At 37.9% G+C, this 16,193-nt stretch carries 14 protein-coding genes and 3 pseudogenes; 3 read left to right on the forward strand and 14 right to left on the reverse strand.

The window, feature by feature from the left end:
- A pseudogene (locus HSISS3_RS11615) lies at window positions 1–181 on the forward strand (amino acid ABC transporter permease); the annotation flags it as partial.
- Window positions 182–258: 77 nt separating this feature from the next.
- On the opposite strand, the gene HSISS3_RS05160 reads toward HSISS3_RS11615, so the two are convergent.
- The 9 genes from HSISS3_RS05160 to metK form a co-directional block, all read right to left on the reverse strand.
- Window positions 259–1,140: a DNA/RNA non-specific endonuclease gene (locus HSISS3_RS05160; protein ID WP_021151953.1), complete on the reverse strand. Its 882-nt coding sequence runs from the start codon at window positions 1,138–1,140 to the stop codon at window positions 259–261.
- Between the two features lie 63 nt (window positions 1,141–1,203).
- Complete coding sequence (locus HSISS3_RS05165; protein ID WP_008534486.1) at window positions 1,204–1,392, reverse strand: DNA-directed RNA polymerase subunit beta; 189 nt, start codon at window positions 1,390–1,392, stop codon at window positions 1,204–1,206.
- 1 nt (window position 1,393) lies between these two features.
- Window positions 1,394–2,665 carry a UDP-N-acetylglucosamine 1-carboxyvinyltransferase gene (gene murA / locus HSISS3_RS05170; RefSeq protein ID WP_008534485.1) on the reverse strand — a complete coding sequence of 424 codons (1,272 nt, stop codon included), beginning with the start codon at window positions 2,663–2,665 and terminating at the stop codon, window positions 1,394–1,396.
- Between the two features lie 67 nt (window positions 2,666–2,732).
- Window positions 2,733–2,969: a DUF1146 family protein gene (locus tag HSISS3_RS11620; protein WP_004182616.1), complete on the reverse strand. Its 237-nt coding sequence runs from the start codon at window positions 2,967–2,969 to the stop codon at window positions 2,733–2,735.
- A 269-nt stretch (window positions 2,970–3,238) separates the two neighbouring features.
- On the reverse strand, window positions 3,239–4,342 hold the full coding sequence (locus tag HSISS3_RS05175) for a glycosyl hydrolase family 8 (RefSeq protein ID WP_021151954.1): 1,104 nt from the start codon (window positions 4,340–4,342) through the stop codon (window positions 3,239–3,241).
- A gap of 8 nt (window positions 4,343–4,350) precedes the next feature.
- Window positions 4,351–5,661: a glycosyltransferase family 2 protein gene (locus HSISS3_RS05180; RefSeq protein WP_021151955.1), complete on the reverse strand. Its 1,311-nt coding sequence runs from the start codon at window positions 5,659–5,661 to the stop codon at window positions 4,351–4,353.
- A 142-nt stretch (window positions 5,662–5,803) separates the two neighbouring features.
- The gene (locus HSISS3_RS05185; protein WP_021151956.1) at window positions 5,804–6,577 is read right to left on the reverse strand and encodes a hypothetical protein; all 774 of its coding nucleotides are present in this window, start codon (window positions 6,575–6,577) and stop codon (window positions 5,804–5,806) included.
- A gap of 2 nt (window positions 6,578–6,579) precedes the next feature.
- On the reverse strand, window positions 6,580–7,731 hold the full coding sequence (gene wecB, locus HSISS3_RS05190) for a non-hydrolyzing UDP-N-acetylglucosamine 2-epimerase (RefSeq protein WP_002889505.1): 1,152 nt from the start codon (window positions 7,729–7,731) through the stop codon (window positions 6,580–6,582).
- An 858-nt stretch (window positions 7,732–8,589) separates the two neighbouring features.
- Window positions 8,590–9,783, reverse strand: coding sequence for a methionine adenosyltransferase (gene metK / locus HSISS3_RS05195; protein ID WP_021151957.1), 1,194 nt, complete (start codon window positions 9,781–9,783; stop codon window positions 8,590–8,592).
- Between the two features lie 278 nt (window positions 9,784–10,061).
- Between metK and birA the strand changes: the two are divergent.
- A pseudogene (birA, locus tag HSISS3_RS05200) lies at window positions 10,062–10,999 on the forward strand (bifunctional biotin--[acetyl-CoA-carboxylase] ligase/biotin operon repressor BirA).
- Here birA and HSISS3_RS05205 read toward each other — a convergent pair.
- From HSISS3_RS05205 to miaA, 4 genes and pseudogenes are all read right to left on the reverse strand, one after another.
- Window positions 10,986–11,171 carry a DUF3272 family protein gene (locus HSISS3_RS05205; RefSeq protein ID WP_021151960.1) on the reverse strand — a complete coding sequence of 62 codons (186 nt, stop codon included), beginning with the start codon at window positions 11,169–11,171 and terminating at the stop codon, window positions 10,986–10,988. The pseudogene birA and the gene HSISS3_RS05205 sit on opposite strands and share 14 nt — an antisense overlap.
- A 265-nt stretch (window positions 11,172–11,436) precedes the next feature.
- A pseudogene (gene dnaX, locus HSISS3_RS05210) lies at window positions 11,437–13,094 on the reverse strand (DNA polymerase III subunit gamma/tau).
- Complete coding sequence (locus HSISS3_RS05215) at window positions 13,094–13,594, reverse strand: GAF domain-containing protein (protein ID WP_205618669.1); 501 nt, start codon at window positions 13,592–13,594, stop codon at window positions 13,094–13,096. The pseudogene dnaX and the gene HSISS3_RS05215 overlap by 1 nt, the downstream one beginning before the upstream one ends.
- Before the next feature lie 50 nt (window positions 13,595–13,644).
- Window positions 13,645–14,538 carry a tRNA (adenosine(37)-N6)-dimethylallyltransferase MiaA gene (miaA, locus tag HSISS3_RS05220; protein WP_021151964.1) on the reverse strand — a complete coding sequence of 298 codons (894 nt, stop codon included), beginning with the start codon at window positions 14,536–14,538 and terminating at the stop codon, window positions 13,645–13,647.
- Between the two features lie 74 nt (window positions 14,539–14,612).
- On the opposite strand from miaA, the gene HSISS3_RS11625 reads away from it, so the two are divergent.
- On the forward strand, window positions 14,613–14,789 hold the full coding sequence (locus tag HSISS3_RS11625) for a DUF3042 family protein (protein WP_003092510.1): 177 nt from the start codon (window positions 14,613–14,615) through the stop codon (window positions 14,787–14,789).
- Between the two features lie 63 nt (window positions 14,790–14,852).
- On the opposite strand, the gene HSISS3_RS05225 is transcribed toward HSISS3_RS11625, so the two are convergent.
- On the reverse strand, window positions 14,853–16,109 hold the full coding sequence (locus HSISS3_RS05225; RefSeq protein WP_021151965.1) for an ISL3 family transposase: 1,257 nt from the start codon (window positions 16,107–16,109) through the stop codon (window positions 14,853–14,855).
- Window positions 16,110–16,193 lie beyond the last annotated feature (84 nt).

A 16,193-nucleotide genomic window follows, 5' to 3' on the forward strand; every position in this document is an offset into this window, starting at 1 on the left:
CTCTGTTATTGCCTTACAAGAATTGTTTGGTAAGAGTCAAAATTTGATGGGGGGTTACTACGAACCAAGCCAAATTTTTACCTTGTACGGTATCGTGGCTTTAGCTTATTTCGTGGTTAACTTTGCCATCTCTAGCTACTCTCGCTACCTCTCTAAACAATGGGAGCAAGTTAGTGAATAAGAAACTCACCTTCGGGTGGGTTTTTCGTTTTTGAACTTTAAAAATAACGACCCCAATTGGAGTCGTTATTTCTTTCTCTAATTCACTGTTACTTTACCTGAATAATAATCTAGGGTGATCCCCTCTTGTACATTAGGAACAAAAACATTGAACTCAAGGGATCCGTCAGCTGACTTGGCTTCAAGATGCGTTCCTGATGGTATAAGGTTATCTCCATCATAAATTAAAGTGACACGGTAACGGACACGTTTGTTTTTATCCTGAGCTTTCCGTACAAGACTTTCATAATAGTTCTGTCCTGTAGAATTATCACTATTGGCTTCGTTGGCCCAAGCTGTTTGAACAGCAATATTCTCAGGATTTGAAGTGGAGGCATCAAATCCCTTCAAACCTCCAACTAGTGCATAACCTAACAAATGCCCCCTGTCTACGGCATGACTATACTCTCCTGATAGATTTTGTACCTGGTGCCATCCAGCTGGTGTCCATGATGTTGATCCATTACCTGTTTCTTGACGGTTCTTATACTGTCTTGTCGCTTTACTTAACAAGGCATTGGCTACTGTAGGAACTGTTTGGCCTTGAACCGTTTTGACTTGGTTATTAGCATAGGGTTGGCTAGATACCTTAGCATTTAGATTCGTCTTGTTCCCATTAATAATATAGGCCCCTGCCCCATTCCATTCTATGGAGTTTCCAAGTTGACTCTTGACAGAGCTAGTCATCACTGTCTCAGCAAGCTGCTCTTGTGGTGTAGACTGACCACTTGTTGAACCGTTAGATTTTACGGAGTTATTGGATTTTCCCGAGACTAGACTGGCTACCTGCTTGATTGGATTATTAGGCGAAAGCTTATTGCTCGTCCCAATATAACCTAGAACTACTACCAAGACTGCTATCAGTAATGAGAAAATCTGACGTTTCTGTTTATTCGTTAAAGATGTCTTTCTTTTTGCCATCGTGTTCTTCCTATTTCTATGAATCTGCATAAGTAAAGGAGTAGGACGACAGCCCACTCCCTTTTATTTTCCTGTAAATTTAGCAACGATTGCTTGCCAGGTTTCTGGTTTTAAGATGTTTATTGGATCCTTACCCTCGCCTAAGACGGCATAACCAACCATTAAACCAAGGGCCAGAAAAGCAAGACTAACCAAACAAACGATTAAAACAAGCAATAATTGACGAAAAACATAGCCTTTACCAGTTTCCATACTAGCCCTCACTTACACGTGAAATATTGGCTCCTAGTTTAGCTAGTTTCTCATGGAACTGATAGTAACCACGATCCAAGTGTGTCAATTTACCAACTGTCGTTGTCCCTTCAGCAACCATCCCTGTCAAAATAAGGGCCGCAGATGCTCGAAGGTCAGTAGACATAACTTGAGCACCTTGAAGTGGCAAACCACCGTGAATCATTGCAGTATCTCGAAGAATTTCTGAATGAAGTCCCATACGACGCATTTCTTCCAGATGTTGGAAACGATTTTCAAAGACAGTTTCAATCATCGTTGATTCACCCTTAACCACTGCCATAAGCGCTGTGAATTGGGCCTGCATATCCGTTGGAAAACCTGGATGAGGAAGAGTTTTAACGGTTACTGGTTTCAATTTCGAAACATCAGATGTAACACGAATGCCTCCTTCTTCTTCCTTAACGTCGACACCCATTTCCAGTAATTTAGAAATCAAAGGACGGTTATGCTCCCAGATGGCATCTTTGATGAGAATATCTCCTGACGTCATAGCTGCTGCTACCATAAAAGTACCTGCTTCAATACGGTCCTGAACAACCGCATGCTGCGTACCATGAAGAGATTTTACTCCTTTAATCACGAGTGTTTCAGTTCCAGCACCTTTGACATCTGCCCCCATTTCATTTAGAAGTAAAGCCAAATCAACAATTTCTGGTTCACGCGCAGCATTTTCAATAGTTGTGACTCCATCAGCCAAGGTCGCTGCCATCATAAGGTTCTGAGTGGCACCGACAGATGGAAAGTCCATATAAATTGTTGCACCTTTGAGTTTATCAGCAGTTGCTGTAATATCACCACCAACCTGGGTAATCTTAGCTCCCATAGCTTCCAAACCTTTGAGGTGGAGGTCAATCGGACGACTACCGATGGTACAACCACCAGGCATAGAAACCTTAGCATGACCATTACGAGCAAGAATAGGTCCAAGTACTACGATGGAAGCACGCATTTTACTAACATATTCGTATGGCGCTTGATCTAGAATCTCACCACTAGCATCAACTACTACAGTATTATTTTCTTCGTCAAAGTCTACAGCAATATCCAAGCCACGAACCACATTATTCATGGTGTAAACATCTGACAAGATTGGAACATTAGTCAAGGTTGTCTGACCTTCAGAGGCTAAAATAGTCGCAGCCAATAATGGCAGAACAGCGTTTTTAGCACCTTCAATGACAACCTCACCACTTAATCGAGTGTTGCCACCCTGTACAATAATTTTATCCATAAGGATTCCTTTCAAGGGTCAATTTCATCTTTTTGTATTATATCAAAAGTCTTTTAAAATCACTAATTTAAGATATTGAGCTTGCTAACGATTGACATAGCGTTAAAACATATATAAAGAATGAACTTACTAGAAAACCAATGGCAATACTAATAAAAAGCAAGAATAATCTCAATTTCCCAGTGTTAACAATAACATTCTTGGTTATTTTTTCCCAATCAAAAAGCGTATTCACCATCTGATAAGTTAAACCAATAAAAACCAAGTGGCTCGCTAGAGGAACCATATCATTTAAAATAGTCATCAAACTATTATATCATAGAAGACTTACATAAAACATAAGAAGAATCATTAAAAATACGACTTTTTACATTTGATTTCTTTATTAGTTTTCACCATTAAGAGCAATTGTTAACCAACTTAAGAACCTTTCAAAATCAGATTTTCCGTGCTCATTCGAGATTAAAATTTAATTTATTTTCAATCATTAGTCATAAGAAAAAATCTTCCCTAATGCTACTGTTTCCAAATAACAGGTTTAGGGAAGATTTTGAGTCATTAGTTAACTATTACTTAGAAGAATTCCATGGCTACTAAAGTAATAATCGCAGAATCATAGTAATTCTTAACAGGAAGATCCTGCATAAAGACAATCTTATTCTGCTGAACTAATTTCAAGTACTTTTGATCCTTCTCAGCTGCAAAAGCAATTGGTGCTTTAAAACTTGCAGCTTGGTGGTCGTCTAAAAACTTACCGGACAAATTGTAATTTGAAAAGACATTTTTCTGAGTCATAAAGAAATCCAACATCTTATTAAGGACTTTCTGACTCTTTTCATCGTTACTCTGAGTAAGATTGTATGGAAGACGACAAGCATTATAAGAATACGTTGAATCAAACTGATTTGAGATGGTGTAAGGCTTAACCACACGAGCCCCTGATTCATCCACCCAGATAAAGTCTGGAATTAATCCAGTCTTCGTTTTAGAACTAATCGTTTCAAGACTACTTAACATCTTGTTATTAATATCCAACCATTTTTTATCTTTTGTAACTTCATAAAAAGCTTGGAACTGCTTAGGTACAGTATCTGAAGTTCTCATAAGATTATAATATTTGGAATCTTTGTTCGCCCAGTTCCCAACAGTCAAAATTCCAGTATTTTCATTATAGTTATACTTGAGAATATCCTGCAAGAGGGCCTTGGCCTGTTTTTGATACTCATCTTTATGGCTTGGCCATTGTTTTGAGGCTTCAATCAAGGCATAGGCAATATAAAGGTCCCCGTCAGTTGCATTGTGATCATCAACATTTTTAGCACTTTTTTGAACAATTTGTTCCCAAGACATCAATTGACTGCCTTCAATACGATGTGACAAATAATACTTGTAGAGTCTTTCAAAATCTTTTTGATTAGCTAAACCTTTCTTAGCTGCTCGCACGGTGATTAGCATTCCGTAACTTTGTGACTCGGAAAGAACAACATCTTTGTCTTTGTCATTAGTAGTTTTGACATATGCTTCGTTGCCTTTTTTGACCACGAAGTGTTTTTCCCATTTTTGATAAATTCTATCTTGAATATCAGTTTTCGTTTTCATTCTTATGGTAAACATTGAAAAAACAAATAAGCCAAGGATAACTACAAACCATAAATATTTAAAATATTTTGTTTTCATACATACTCCTATTCTGCAAAACGCTTAGTTTTAACCCATGTTGTTCCTTCACGATGAAGAATTTTATCCATGATAATAGACCACAACGAATCTAAAGAAACAATAATGAATAACTGTGCGTAACTAAAATAAGAGAGAATCGCTAACCAAATTTGTTTGCTGGTTGCTTGTCCAAATTGTGAAGCTAGGGCAACATTGATTTGCAATAAATATAATCCAATCATCAAGAGCCAGTTAAACAACATTAATTGAGCAATGTAAATATTATTTGCATCAAAGGCAAACGGAATCTGAACGGTTGGGAAAAAGATATGTAAAACAATGGCTAAGACATTAGCAAAGAAGATTAAATCAGATAAGACAATTGCACCATTAAACCAGAAGAAAATACAAGAGTAATTCGCTACTTCTAGTTTTACACGCCAATTTCCTTTACCGAACAAATGTTTAAAATTCGAGATAACAACTTCGTAATTACCTTTTGCCCAACGCTTACGTTGCATATAATAACTTTTAAGCGTTTCAGGTTCTTGTTGGAAGGCTTCAGAATTATATGCCAGAGCAATTAATTTACCACTTTGCATAATCTTGAAGGAAATATCGGTATCTTCGGTCAAGGCACCATTTCGCCAACCACCAATACTCTTAACGAATTCAGTTTGAATAATGAAGTTCGTTCCTGGAATACGACCAATTTTAAATAAATGCCACATTCCAACATGGTGAACACGTTGTGTGACAACAATCTCTTGATTGATACAACGTGTTAAGAAATTTTGTTTTGCATTTCTTGTTTTATTACGGCCAAAGGACGCCACTCTTCGTTCTGGATCCTTCATCACTTCTTTAACTAAGAAGTAAAGTGCATTAGTTTCAGGCATGGCATCCGCATCATAAATACAGATATATTCTCCATCAGCCATTTTAAGGGCATCGTTCAGAACACCTGCTTTACCACCAGTACCCTTACGATTAATAATGGTAATATTACGTCCAGCGTACTCTGGCATGGCTTGAACAGCTAAACACTCTTGGTAAGTATTATCTGAACAGTTATCCGCAAACAAAAGTAGCTCAACCTTGTCATGAGGATAATTCATATTCAAGATAGCTTGAGCCGTTTGAGAGATAACAACATCTTCATTATGGGCTGGAACTACAATCGTAACCTTAGGATAATAAGGAAGTTCCTCCTTATCAACCTTAAAATCACTATGTTTCAACCAAAAATGAACACCTGATACCAGAATAACAACACCCCAAACTAAGGAAATCCAGATGGATATTAGGGTGAAAATCATTAAAAACTGACTAACCATGTTTCACCGCCTTGAAATTATGAGAAACACGTTCATATATTACTGTATAAACAGTAAACAAAACAATGAAAGCAATCGCAAAAATAAGGCTAATACATAAAGCAAATACAAAAAACAAGTTTGTGATAGTCATAACTTCCCCCTAATACTCAACAATAATATCCGTTTCTAACTGACGGTTTAAATTACTCATTAATTCACTATAGTTATCAAATTTTTTGGAATTCTTTTTATCAATGACAAGAAAACCTGATTGAAATTGAATACCTTGATAACTACTTCCCCTAGTGAATGTCATTTCTTTTAGATCTTCTTCAAGACTAGTTTTATAAATCTTTTCTAGATTTCTCGATTTATTTTTTGAAAGGATTAAGTAACTCCCTTCAGAAACATAAAAGACTTGCTCAAAGCGATCCAGCTTATCTGAAATCTGATGATAGATACTAGTAAGCAAATGGTTATATTCACGAGGACTCAATTCAAAGAATTGTTCTTCATGAGACCAATGTATCAAAAGTGCTTGAACAGGTTTTTTATCCCCTAATAAATCACGATAAGCATTACTAGCCTTGACTTCTTCAATCTGAACAGATGAAATAAATTTATAGAAGTAATACTTAATCTTTGAAAGTATCCCCATTAACAAAGGAAAACTGAATATAAGAACTAATGTATCATTTAGTGGAAGATAGACAACACCACTAACCAATACAAAGATACTTAAAGCAAAACTTAAAATGATTAGCCAAGTAATCAGAATCTCTGTTAAGAAACATACTGCAGCAATACCTAAAATCAGAAAGAAAGCTTCAAACATGAATAAATTAGGATTGACTTGATTACAGTAGAGAAATAGTAATGCTTCAAAGAAAATCAAACATAAAATCCAATACCAGATTTTTTTATCTCTTTTCACACTCAATTTCCTCCTTCGTGAAACTCTGATACAGAATCTTCCAAATTAAAGTACACTTTAATCGCTTGAACAATTCTCTCAGATGCTTTACCATCACCATAAGGATTAGGAGCTTCAGACATTTCTTTATAAAGAGCTTCATCAGTTAAAAGTGAAGTCATTGCTTCTTTCACCTTGTCTGGATCAGTTCCGACAAGTTTCAATGTTCCTGCTTTAACACCTTCTGGACGCTCTGTTGTATCTCGTAATACTAAAACAGGTTTTCCAAGTGATGGAGCTTCTTCTTGAACACCACCAGAATCTGACATAATAAAGTAACTTCTAGAAGCTAAATTATGAAAATCAAAGACATCTAAAGGTGCGATAAGATGAATTCTATCATGGTCACCTAAAATTTCCTTTGCTGCAGCTTGTACAGAAGGGCTCAAATGAACAGGGTAAACCACTTCAATTTCAGAATGCTCATCTACCATATGACGAAGAGTTTTAAATACTCGACGCATTGGCTCACCTTGATTCTCTCTTCGGTGCATTGTTACTAAGATAATTTTTTTATTCTCATCGATTTTATCGAGAACTTCATGATAATAATTATCTTTAACTGTAAGTTTTAAGGCATCAATCGCTGTGTTACCAGTGACATAAATTGCCTCTTTTTTATGATTTTCCGACAATAAGTTTGCTTTACTTTCTTGAGTAGGTGCAAAATACAAATCAGAAAGGCTGTCAGTCATCTGACGATTCATTTCTTCTGGATATGGTGAATATTTATCATAAGTTCTAAGCCCAGCCTCAACGTGACCAATACTTACTTTATTGTAAAATGCAACCAAGCCAGCAGCAAATGTTGTTGTTGTATCACCATGAACCAAAACCAAATCAGGTTGTTCCTTCTTAACAACTGGATCAAAATTAGCCAAAATTTTAGAAGTAATTTCCTGAAGTGATTGGTTTTTCCCCATGATATCCAAATCATAATCAGGAACTATCTCAAAAGTCTCCAAAACTTGGTCAAGCATTTGACGGTGTTGAGCTGTGACTACTGTAATAGTATTAATGGTTTCTTGATGTTTTTTCAACTCAAGAATTAACGGCGCCATCTTAATTGCCTCTGGTCTTGTCCCAAAGACAACCATAATATTTAATTTTCCCATAAGATCCCCCCTATGACCTATACGAAATCAATATAATATTGACAAATAACACTCTACATTATCACTTTATTATCCCCAATAATAAGGAAAATGAGATATTCTTCCTTCAAAAGCATTAAAGGGAATGCCCTGACTTATTGGTCATATTTCGAAATGATGTAAAGTAGATAAAGAAAAAGGTCTCAATAAAAAGACTATCATTACGTATAAAATTCAAGAAGTTAAGACAAAAGTCAACTCATATCACCCAAGGATATCAATGGTTTTGAGCTATTTAGTCTTCTCCCTCGAATTTAAAAATACACTATTTAATAAATAAAAAAACTGCAGGAGAAAAAACGCTTTGCTAATAAAAGTGTTTTTGAATCCAGCAGTATTGCTAATTTACATATATTTCATAAAAACTTCTCCCCATTTTAAAGAGCGTCCCCTTTACTTACGCTCTATCCCTATCTTACAAATCAAAATATCGGTATGATAACCCAATACCATATCAACTAGTACCAAGTACCAACATGTAATCATTCAACTCTCCCCAAAAGAGTTAAAATATTACAAACAGGTTGGCTTCGAGTTACTACTACCAATATTCCCCATTCATATAGACGCTATAATTATAACATGTTATTTTTATTTCTCAACCTTTTTTTCAATTTTTTATAATTTTAATGTATGTGACAACCATTATAATGAAGTCGTTTGAATTAAACATTCCTACTTAACAAATACTAATCAAATGATATTTATCTATATTTTAATAAATAATAATTAAACAGGCTTTTGTATTTAAATGGCTTTGCACATAAAAAAAATCAGAATTCCTATTAAAATTCTGATTTTTATTTCTAATTCTATTTCTTAATGATTGACGGCTTCTTTCAACGCTTCAACCTTGTCCAATTTTTCCCATGGAAGATCGATGTCCGTACGTCCCATGTGACCATAGGCCGCTGTTTGACGATAGATAGGACGTTTAAGATCTAGCATTTGAATGATACCTGCCGGACGCAAGTCAAAGAGATCGCGGACAGCAGCTTCAAGTTTACTTTCAGCAACTGTCGCCGTTCCGAAAGTATCAACACGGACAGACACAGGGTTAGCAACACCGATAGCATAAGCCAATTGTACTTCTGCTTTCTTAGCAAGACCAGCAGCTACGATATTTTTGGCAATGTAGCGAGCTGCATATGAAGCTGAACGGTCAACCTTAGTGGCATCTTTACCAGAGAAGGCACCACCACCGTGTCTTGAGTAGCCACCATAAGTATCAACAATAATCTTACGACCAGTCAAACCAGAGTCCCCTTGAGGTCCTCCGATAACAAAACGACCTGTTGGGTTGATAAAGAATTTAGTCTCATCATCCAAGTATTCGGCTGGAATAACTGCCTTGATGACTTTTTCAATGACGTCATGACGAATTTGGTCATTAGTCGCTTCAGGATCGTGTTGCGTTGAGATAACGACTGTATCAACGCGTACTGGTTGGTCATTCTCATCATACTCAACGGTAACCTGAGATTTAGCATCTGGACGAAGGTATGAAATCTCACCAGATTTACGCAAATCTGCCAATTTTTTAACCAATTTATGTGAGAGGCTAACTGGAAGTGGCATCAACTCTGGAGTTTCATCAATAGCGAAACCAAACATCAAACCTTGGTCTCCTGCTCCAATAAGATCAAGTGGATCTTGGTCACCAGTTTCACGCACTTCAAGTGCTTCATTGACACCTTGAGCAATATCAGGAGATTGTTCAATCAATGATGGGTGAACCCCAACAGATTCTGCTGCAAAGCCGTATTCTGCATTGTTATAACCAATTTCTGCGATAGTATCACGAACCACTCGGTTAATGTCCACATAGGCAGTTGTAGAAACTTCACCAAAAACATGGACTGAGCCAGTGTAGACAGCTGTTTCCGCTGCGACGTGTGCATCTGGATCTTCTGCTAAAATCGCATCAAGAATGGCATCTGAAATTTGGTCTGCAATTTTATCTGGATGCCCTTCAGATACTGATTCAGACGTGAAAAGTTTACGTTCTGACATATAAAATGTCCCCCTTTTAATATGAATAAATAATATCAGACAAAGCAAATCACATCGCCTTCTGATAGAAAAAACGCTGACTCTACTATGAGTCTTACGCCGTTAAAAAGTTACAAAGAACCAACAGCCAAGCTAGGATGACTGCTGCCTTATCGGGACTTAATAACTAAATTCCATTATAACACGTTTTTCTTGTCTAGTCATATAGTTATTAATTATCAAGCCTTATCATTATCTTATAGCAAGCATTTTAGGGTATTTTAGAGTATACTTAAGATATGAAAACTTATGAACGTGTTTATGAAATCTTAGCAAAGAGTCCTGATTTTGTTACTGGAGAAAACCTCGCTAAAGAACTTGGTATCTCACGAACAGCCATTTGGAAGGCTATTCAGACCCTTCAGAATCAAGGAATCGTCATTACAAGTGTCCGAAAAAAAGGCTACCGCCTAGAAAAAGGTGATATCCTTCTTCCACAAGACATTTCAGACCAGCTCAACTTTCCTGTCTACTTAAATCCAGATTCCACTTCTACCCAACTTGATGCTAAACATGGTATGGAAAGACAAGACCCTGTTCCTGCCCTTTATCTCGCTCCTAACCAAGGATCAGCCAAGGGACGCTTTGAACGTCACTTTTATACAATCCCTCACGGTGGTATCTATATGAGTATTCATCTTAAACCAAACTGTCATTATACTGAGTTACCACCTTATACCATGATGGTAGCGGCTGCCATTGTCAAAGCCATTCAGCGACTTACAGGCGTAGATACAGACATCAAATGGGTCAACGATATCTATCTGAACAACAAAAAATGGCCGGTGTTCTTACCGAAGCCATTAGCTCTATCGAATCTGGTCGCATCACAGATGTCATCATCGGGGTTGGGCTTAACTTCTCAATCAGTGATTTTCCTGAAGAGTTAGCTACGAAAGCAACCAGTCTTTTTAATTCTGAAAAACCAAGCATCACTCGAAACCAGCTCATTTCGGAAATTTGGAAGCTCTTTTTAACTATTCCAACTGCGGACTTGGTCAAAGTCTATAAAGAAAAGTCCCTCGTTTTAGACAAACAAGTGACTTTTGAACAGGCTGGAAATTCTTATACTGGTATTGCCAAAGAAATTGGCGACAAGGGGCAACTTCTGGTCCTTACTGACGACGGTCAGAGAAAATGGCTGACCGCAGGCGAAGTTAGCCTTACTTCTTGGTAGACTTATTAGCTGCACGTGCAATACGTGAAACAATATAAGTGGTCCAAAGACGACGTAAGAGTAGATAACCAAAAAAGGCTGTAAAAAAGTAATAGCCGTGCTGTAAACTGTAATTAAAACAAACCGTTTCAAAAATAGTTTCAAGCGTAATAAACAAAATTTGTTGAATCATAAGATTATTATATCAATAGATAGAGCCTAGGACAAGCAGTCTAGGCTCTTTTCATTTTTACAACTGCTGGAGAGTAAGATATATTGGTTGACGCTTCAAATGTATGAGCAAAATTTTAGCTTTCTCATTTCTGGGCTCGGACCTAAAAAGGGAAACTAGACTTTCATCGCTTTTACATTTCTAGGCTCGGACCTAAAAAGGTCCACTGGTCCTTCCTCGCTTTTGCATTTCTGGGCTCGAACCTAAAAAGGTCCACTGGTCCTTTTTAGTCCTCTATTTCTACCACATCAGAGAGGAACTCAAGTTCTTTTGGGATGTACTCTTCACGATCTTCTTTTTCCAATTCTTCTTTGGATTTTAGGCTTCGTGCGAATTCTGTGCGAAGTTTTTCAAATTCTGCTTTCGGGACAGCCATGATATTAGGTGAAAAACCAGCCGCTGAACTCATGATATTTCCAAAAATAGCGTTAAGATCACTACGTTTCATCACCTGCTCAGCATTAAAAGCCGCATTAAAAGCCAGAATCGCATTTTCTTGGTTGGCAAGAACAGGTTCTGAACCATTCAAAAGCGCTCTATATTGTGGACTGATTGAATCCAAAATTTCAGACCAAGTTGCCTTAAGGGCATCCAAACATTGTCGTGACTTTCGTGGATTTTCCATAGTCTCACGCATGATAGTCAGTATTTTCTCAGAGTCAACCTTATACTGATAGGTCGGTTTTGCCTTCCGAGTTGGCGCTGCTAGTCCTTGTCCCTGACTTTGACCTTCCTTGAGAGCCTTACGAAGTTCCTCTACTTCATGACGAAGACGGTCTAACTCTTCTTGTAAATTTTCTGGGATTTCTTGTGTGACTTGTGCATGTGTCTCAGACAGTTTAATCGTCAGCATCTCCGCATAAATTTTGGGATGGGTTCCTGTCTTAATTTGAGGTAAGGCGGTTGTCACGGTATCAATCATTTGAAAAAGGTGGTCTTGTCCTAAGGATAAATTTTCTTCAAAAAGAGGACTATGGTGACTATTTTCACCACCTGCTTGGACAATAAGGAGATCACGGAAATACTCCAAGAGATCAGTCGCAAAACGACTCATGGATTTACCATTATCAAAGAGTGTTTCAAGATTTGATAGGGCTTGTGAGGTTTCCTGATTACGAACATTAGCAACAAAACTATCCAAGGCAGTCAGACCGATAGAACCTGTGATTTCTTCAGCAACAGCTTGACTGACATTATTGTCTGAAGAAAGGCTCAATGCCTGATCTAAAATCGAAAGGGCATCACGCATACCACCCTCTGCACGACGGGCAATGATGGTCAAAGCCTCGTCATCAAAGGTCATCCCCTCTTTCTTAAGAATTGAGGCCAAGTGTTCCTTTATAGCAGCTTGCTTAATAGCCTTAAACTCAAAACGTTGGACACGAGACAAGATTGTAGCTGGAATCTTGTGTAACTCAGTGGTCGCAAGAATGAAAACCACATTTTCAGTGGGTTCCTCCAAGGTCTTCAAAAGCGCATTAAAGGCACCTGTCGACAGCATGTGCACCTCGTCAATGATATAGACCTTGTAAGTGGCACGACTTGGGGCATAGGTTGATTTGTCACGGATTTCACGAATCTCGTCCACACCGTTATTGGAAGCCGCATCAATCTCAATGACATCTTCGAGACTGCCGTTAGTAATATCACGACAAATATCACAATGGTTACATGGCTCACCATCGACCTGATTAGGGCAATTCATTGCTTTAGCAAAATTTTTGCTGCACTGGTCTTACCAGTACCACGTGGACCAGAAAAGAGATAGGCATGGCTGATTTTTCCTGACTCTACCGCCTGTCTTAGCGTAGTTGAAATCACCTTTTGACCAACCATTTCGCCAAAAGTTTGACTACGGTATTTACGATATAAGGCTTGATACATTAGTTAACCTCAAACATTGCAAAAGTAAGATTTGTTTTTTCAAGTAGGACTTTGACAAACTGTTCAAGATAGTCTTGATCAACGTCATCGTAGTCTCCTACTTGGTGAGAATCCAAATCAAGGACTCCAACTAATTTACCATCCTTAACCATGGGAACAACAATCTCACTTCGAGCAGCAGAATCACAAGCAATGTAATTAGTATGTTTGGTGACGTCCTCTACAATTAAAGTCCTATTTTCTGCTGCTGACTGACCGCAAACACCTTTTCCCAGAGCAATGTGTACACAAGACACTTTACCTTGAAATGGTCCAAGGATTAACTCATTCTTGACATTATCCATCAGATAAAAGCCTGTAAATACTGAGTTGGGCAAAGTGGTATTCAAAAGAGCCGAAGCATTGGCGAAGTTGGCCAGAGCGTTGTCTTCATTAGCAAAAAGTGCTTCTGCCTGGGCAATCATTATTTCATAAGCTGATTTTTTTTCTTCTTTAGTCATAGTTATTATTATAGCAAAGATAGGCATTTAAAACTAGGAACCACCTACTCCTATCCTTCCCTTTCATTTAAAAATAAAGTAAGATCTTGAATCACATTTTCAGGATAATCTGGACTAGAAATCTGATAAAACTTAACCGTCATGCGATTTCTGAACCAGGTTAATTGGCGTTTAGCAAATCGACGGGTATTTTGCTTGAGCTTTTCTAAGGCCTCATCTAAAGTTTGTTTCCCAGAAAAATAAGGGAATAACTCCTTGTAGCCAATTCCACGCGCCGACTGGGCCTCAGGATAATTATCATAAAGCCACTTAGCCTCTTCTAAAAGCCCAAGTTCAACCATCTTGTCAACACGAGTATTAATACGTTTATAAATCAGAGAGCGCTCATCGTCCAATCCGATAATAAAAGGATCAAAAGTCGTCTCTGTATTTTCAGGATTATCAGAAAAGCGATGCAACTCAAGAGCCCTAATGGCACGACGACGATTAATCTCCTTGATTTCTATACCTAAACTATCGATCTGCTCAAAAAGTTCCAAATCAGAAAGTTGCTCTAACTCAGAGCGATAGGCTAACACCTGAACTTGATCCACTTGACCACCCAGATGATAACCTTCAAGAAGACTTTGCAAATAGAGACCTGTACCACCAACAATAATAGGAAGTTTGCCACGATTGACAATATCAGTAATGGCAACTTGTGCTTCAGTCACAAAATCATAGGCGGAATAGGACTCATCAACATCACGGACATCAATCAGATGATGCACTGCCGCTGCCTGTTCTTGAGGAGTAGCCTTTGCAGTCCCTATATTTAATTGGCGGTAAACCTGTTGGCTATCCCCTGAAATAATTTCGCCATTAAAACGCTGGGCCAACTCTATTCCAAGTGCCGTTTTCCCCACAGCGGTAGGGCCAGCCACTACAATAAGTTTGGTTTTCATAATGTTTTCACTTGCTATTCTAGATATTTTTTAGATAATATAAGCATATTATAACATATACGGAGGATAGTCTCATGGCTAAAAAACATTCATTTGCTAAAGGTCTTGCTACTGGCGTTCTCGGAACTGCTGCTACTGTTGCAGGTGCCGTTTTCGCAGTTAAAAAAACAATTATCGAACCAGAAGAAAAGAAATTGGCTTTCATCGAAGAAAACCGTAAAAAAGCAGCTCGCCGTCGCGTAAGCCGCTAATAGTTAGGACCAGGGAAACCTGGTTTTTTGGGCTCTATGTCAACTGTAGTGGATGACGAAAAGCTACAACCTGGAGAGGACCAAATTGGTTCTCTCCTTTTTGATGTTCAAAGCAATGAGAATTCTAGTTTTAAAGTTGTCAAAGTTCCGGAAGCCAAAAGCATTTCGCTTGATGACTTTGATGAGGTTATTGGTAGCCTCTAGTTTTGCGTTTGAGTAGGGAAGTTCCAGTGCATTCATGATCTTGTCTTTATCTTTCAAAAAGGTCTTAAAAACAGTTTGAAAAATAGGATTTACAGAAGAAATTGTTTCGTCAATAAGACTAAAGAAATGGTCTGTTTGTTTCTCTTGAAAATGAAAGAGTAGGAGTTGATAGAGATTATAGTGCTGTCTAAGTTCTTGAGAGTATGAAAGCAGCTTTTCTAGAACCTCTTTATTGGTCAAGTGTGACCGAAAAGTTGGTCGATAAAAACGTTTATCACTGAGTTTACGGCTATCCTGTTGGATGAGTTTCCAGTAACGTTTCAGTGCTTTATATTCGTGCGATCTCCGATCAAACTGATTCATAATTTGTATGCGTACGCGATTCATTGCTCGACTGAGATGCTGGACAATGTGAAAGCGGTCGAGAACGATTTTTGCATTTGGAAAAAGTTTTCTAGCAATATCGTAGTAGGGACTAAACATGTCCATGGTAATGACTTTCACACGACTTCTCACCTGTCTAGAATAACGAAGGAAATGATTGCGAATAGTTGCTTGAGTCCGTCCATCTAGGATAGCTACGATCTTTCTTGTATCGTAGTCCTGTGCAATAAAGCTCATCTTTCCTTTCTTGAAGCTGTACTCATCCCAGCTCATGTGTTCTGGAAGGTGGTTAAGATCAGATTTGAACTCGAACTCTTTCAATTTACGGATGACTGTCGAAGTAGAGACCGATAAACTTTCGGCAATAGCAGTCATAGGGACTTTCTCGATTAATTTTTGAGTGATTTTCTGGTTGATGATCGTTGAGATTTGGTGGTTCTTTTTGACTAAGGAAGTCTCTGCGACAGCCATTTTTCCGCATACTTTACAGCGAAAACGGCGTTTTCTTAATCGAATAAGAATTTTGTAGCCCGCACACTCTAGATAGGGAATTTTAGATTCTTTTTGGAAGTCATATTTAGCCATTTGTCCTTGACAATCGAGACACTTAGGAGCAGGATAATCTAGCTTAGCGATGATTTCTTTATGTGTTCCAGCATCCAGATAATCCAAGATTATGATGTTCTTGTCTTTAATTCCGAGTATGTTTGTGATAAAATTTAATTGTTCCATAAGATTCTTTCTAATGAGGGTTTGGTCACTTTTTCATTATAGGTCTTATGGGGCTTTTTTTCTACAACAAAATCGGCTCCATAA

The sequence above is a fragment of the Streptococcus sp. HSISS3 genome, from assembly GCF_000448605.1.
Classification (GTDB): Bacteria; Bacillota; Bacilli; order Lactobacillales; family Streptococcaceae; genus Streptococcus; species Streptococcus raffinosi.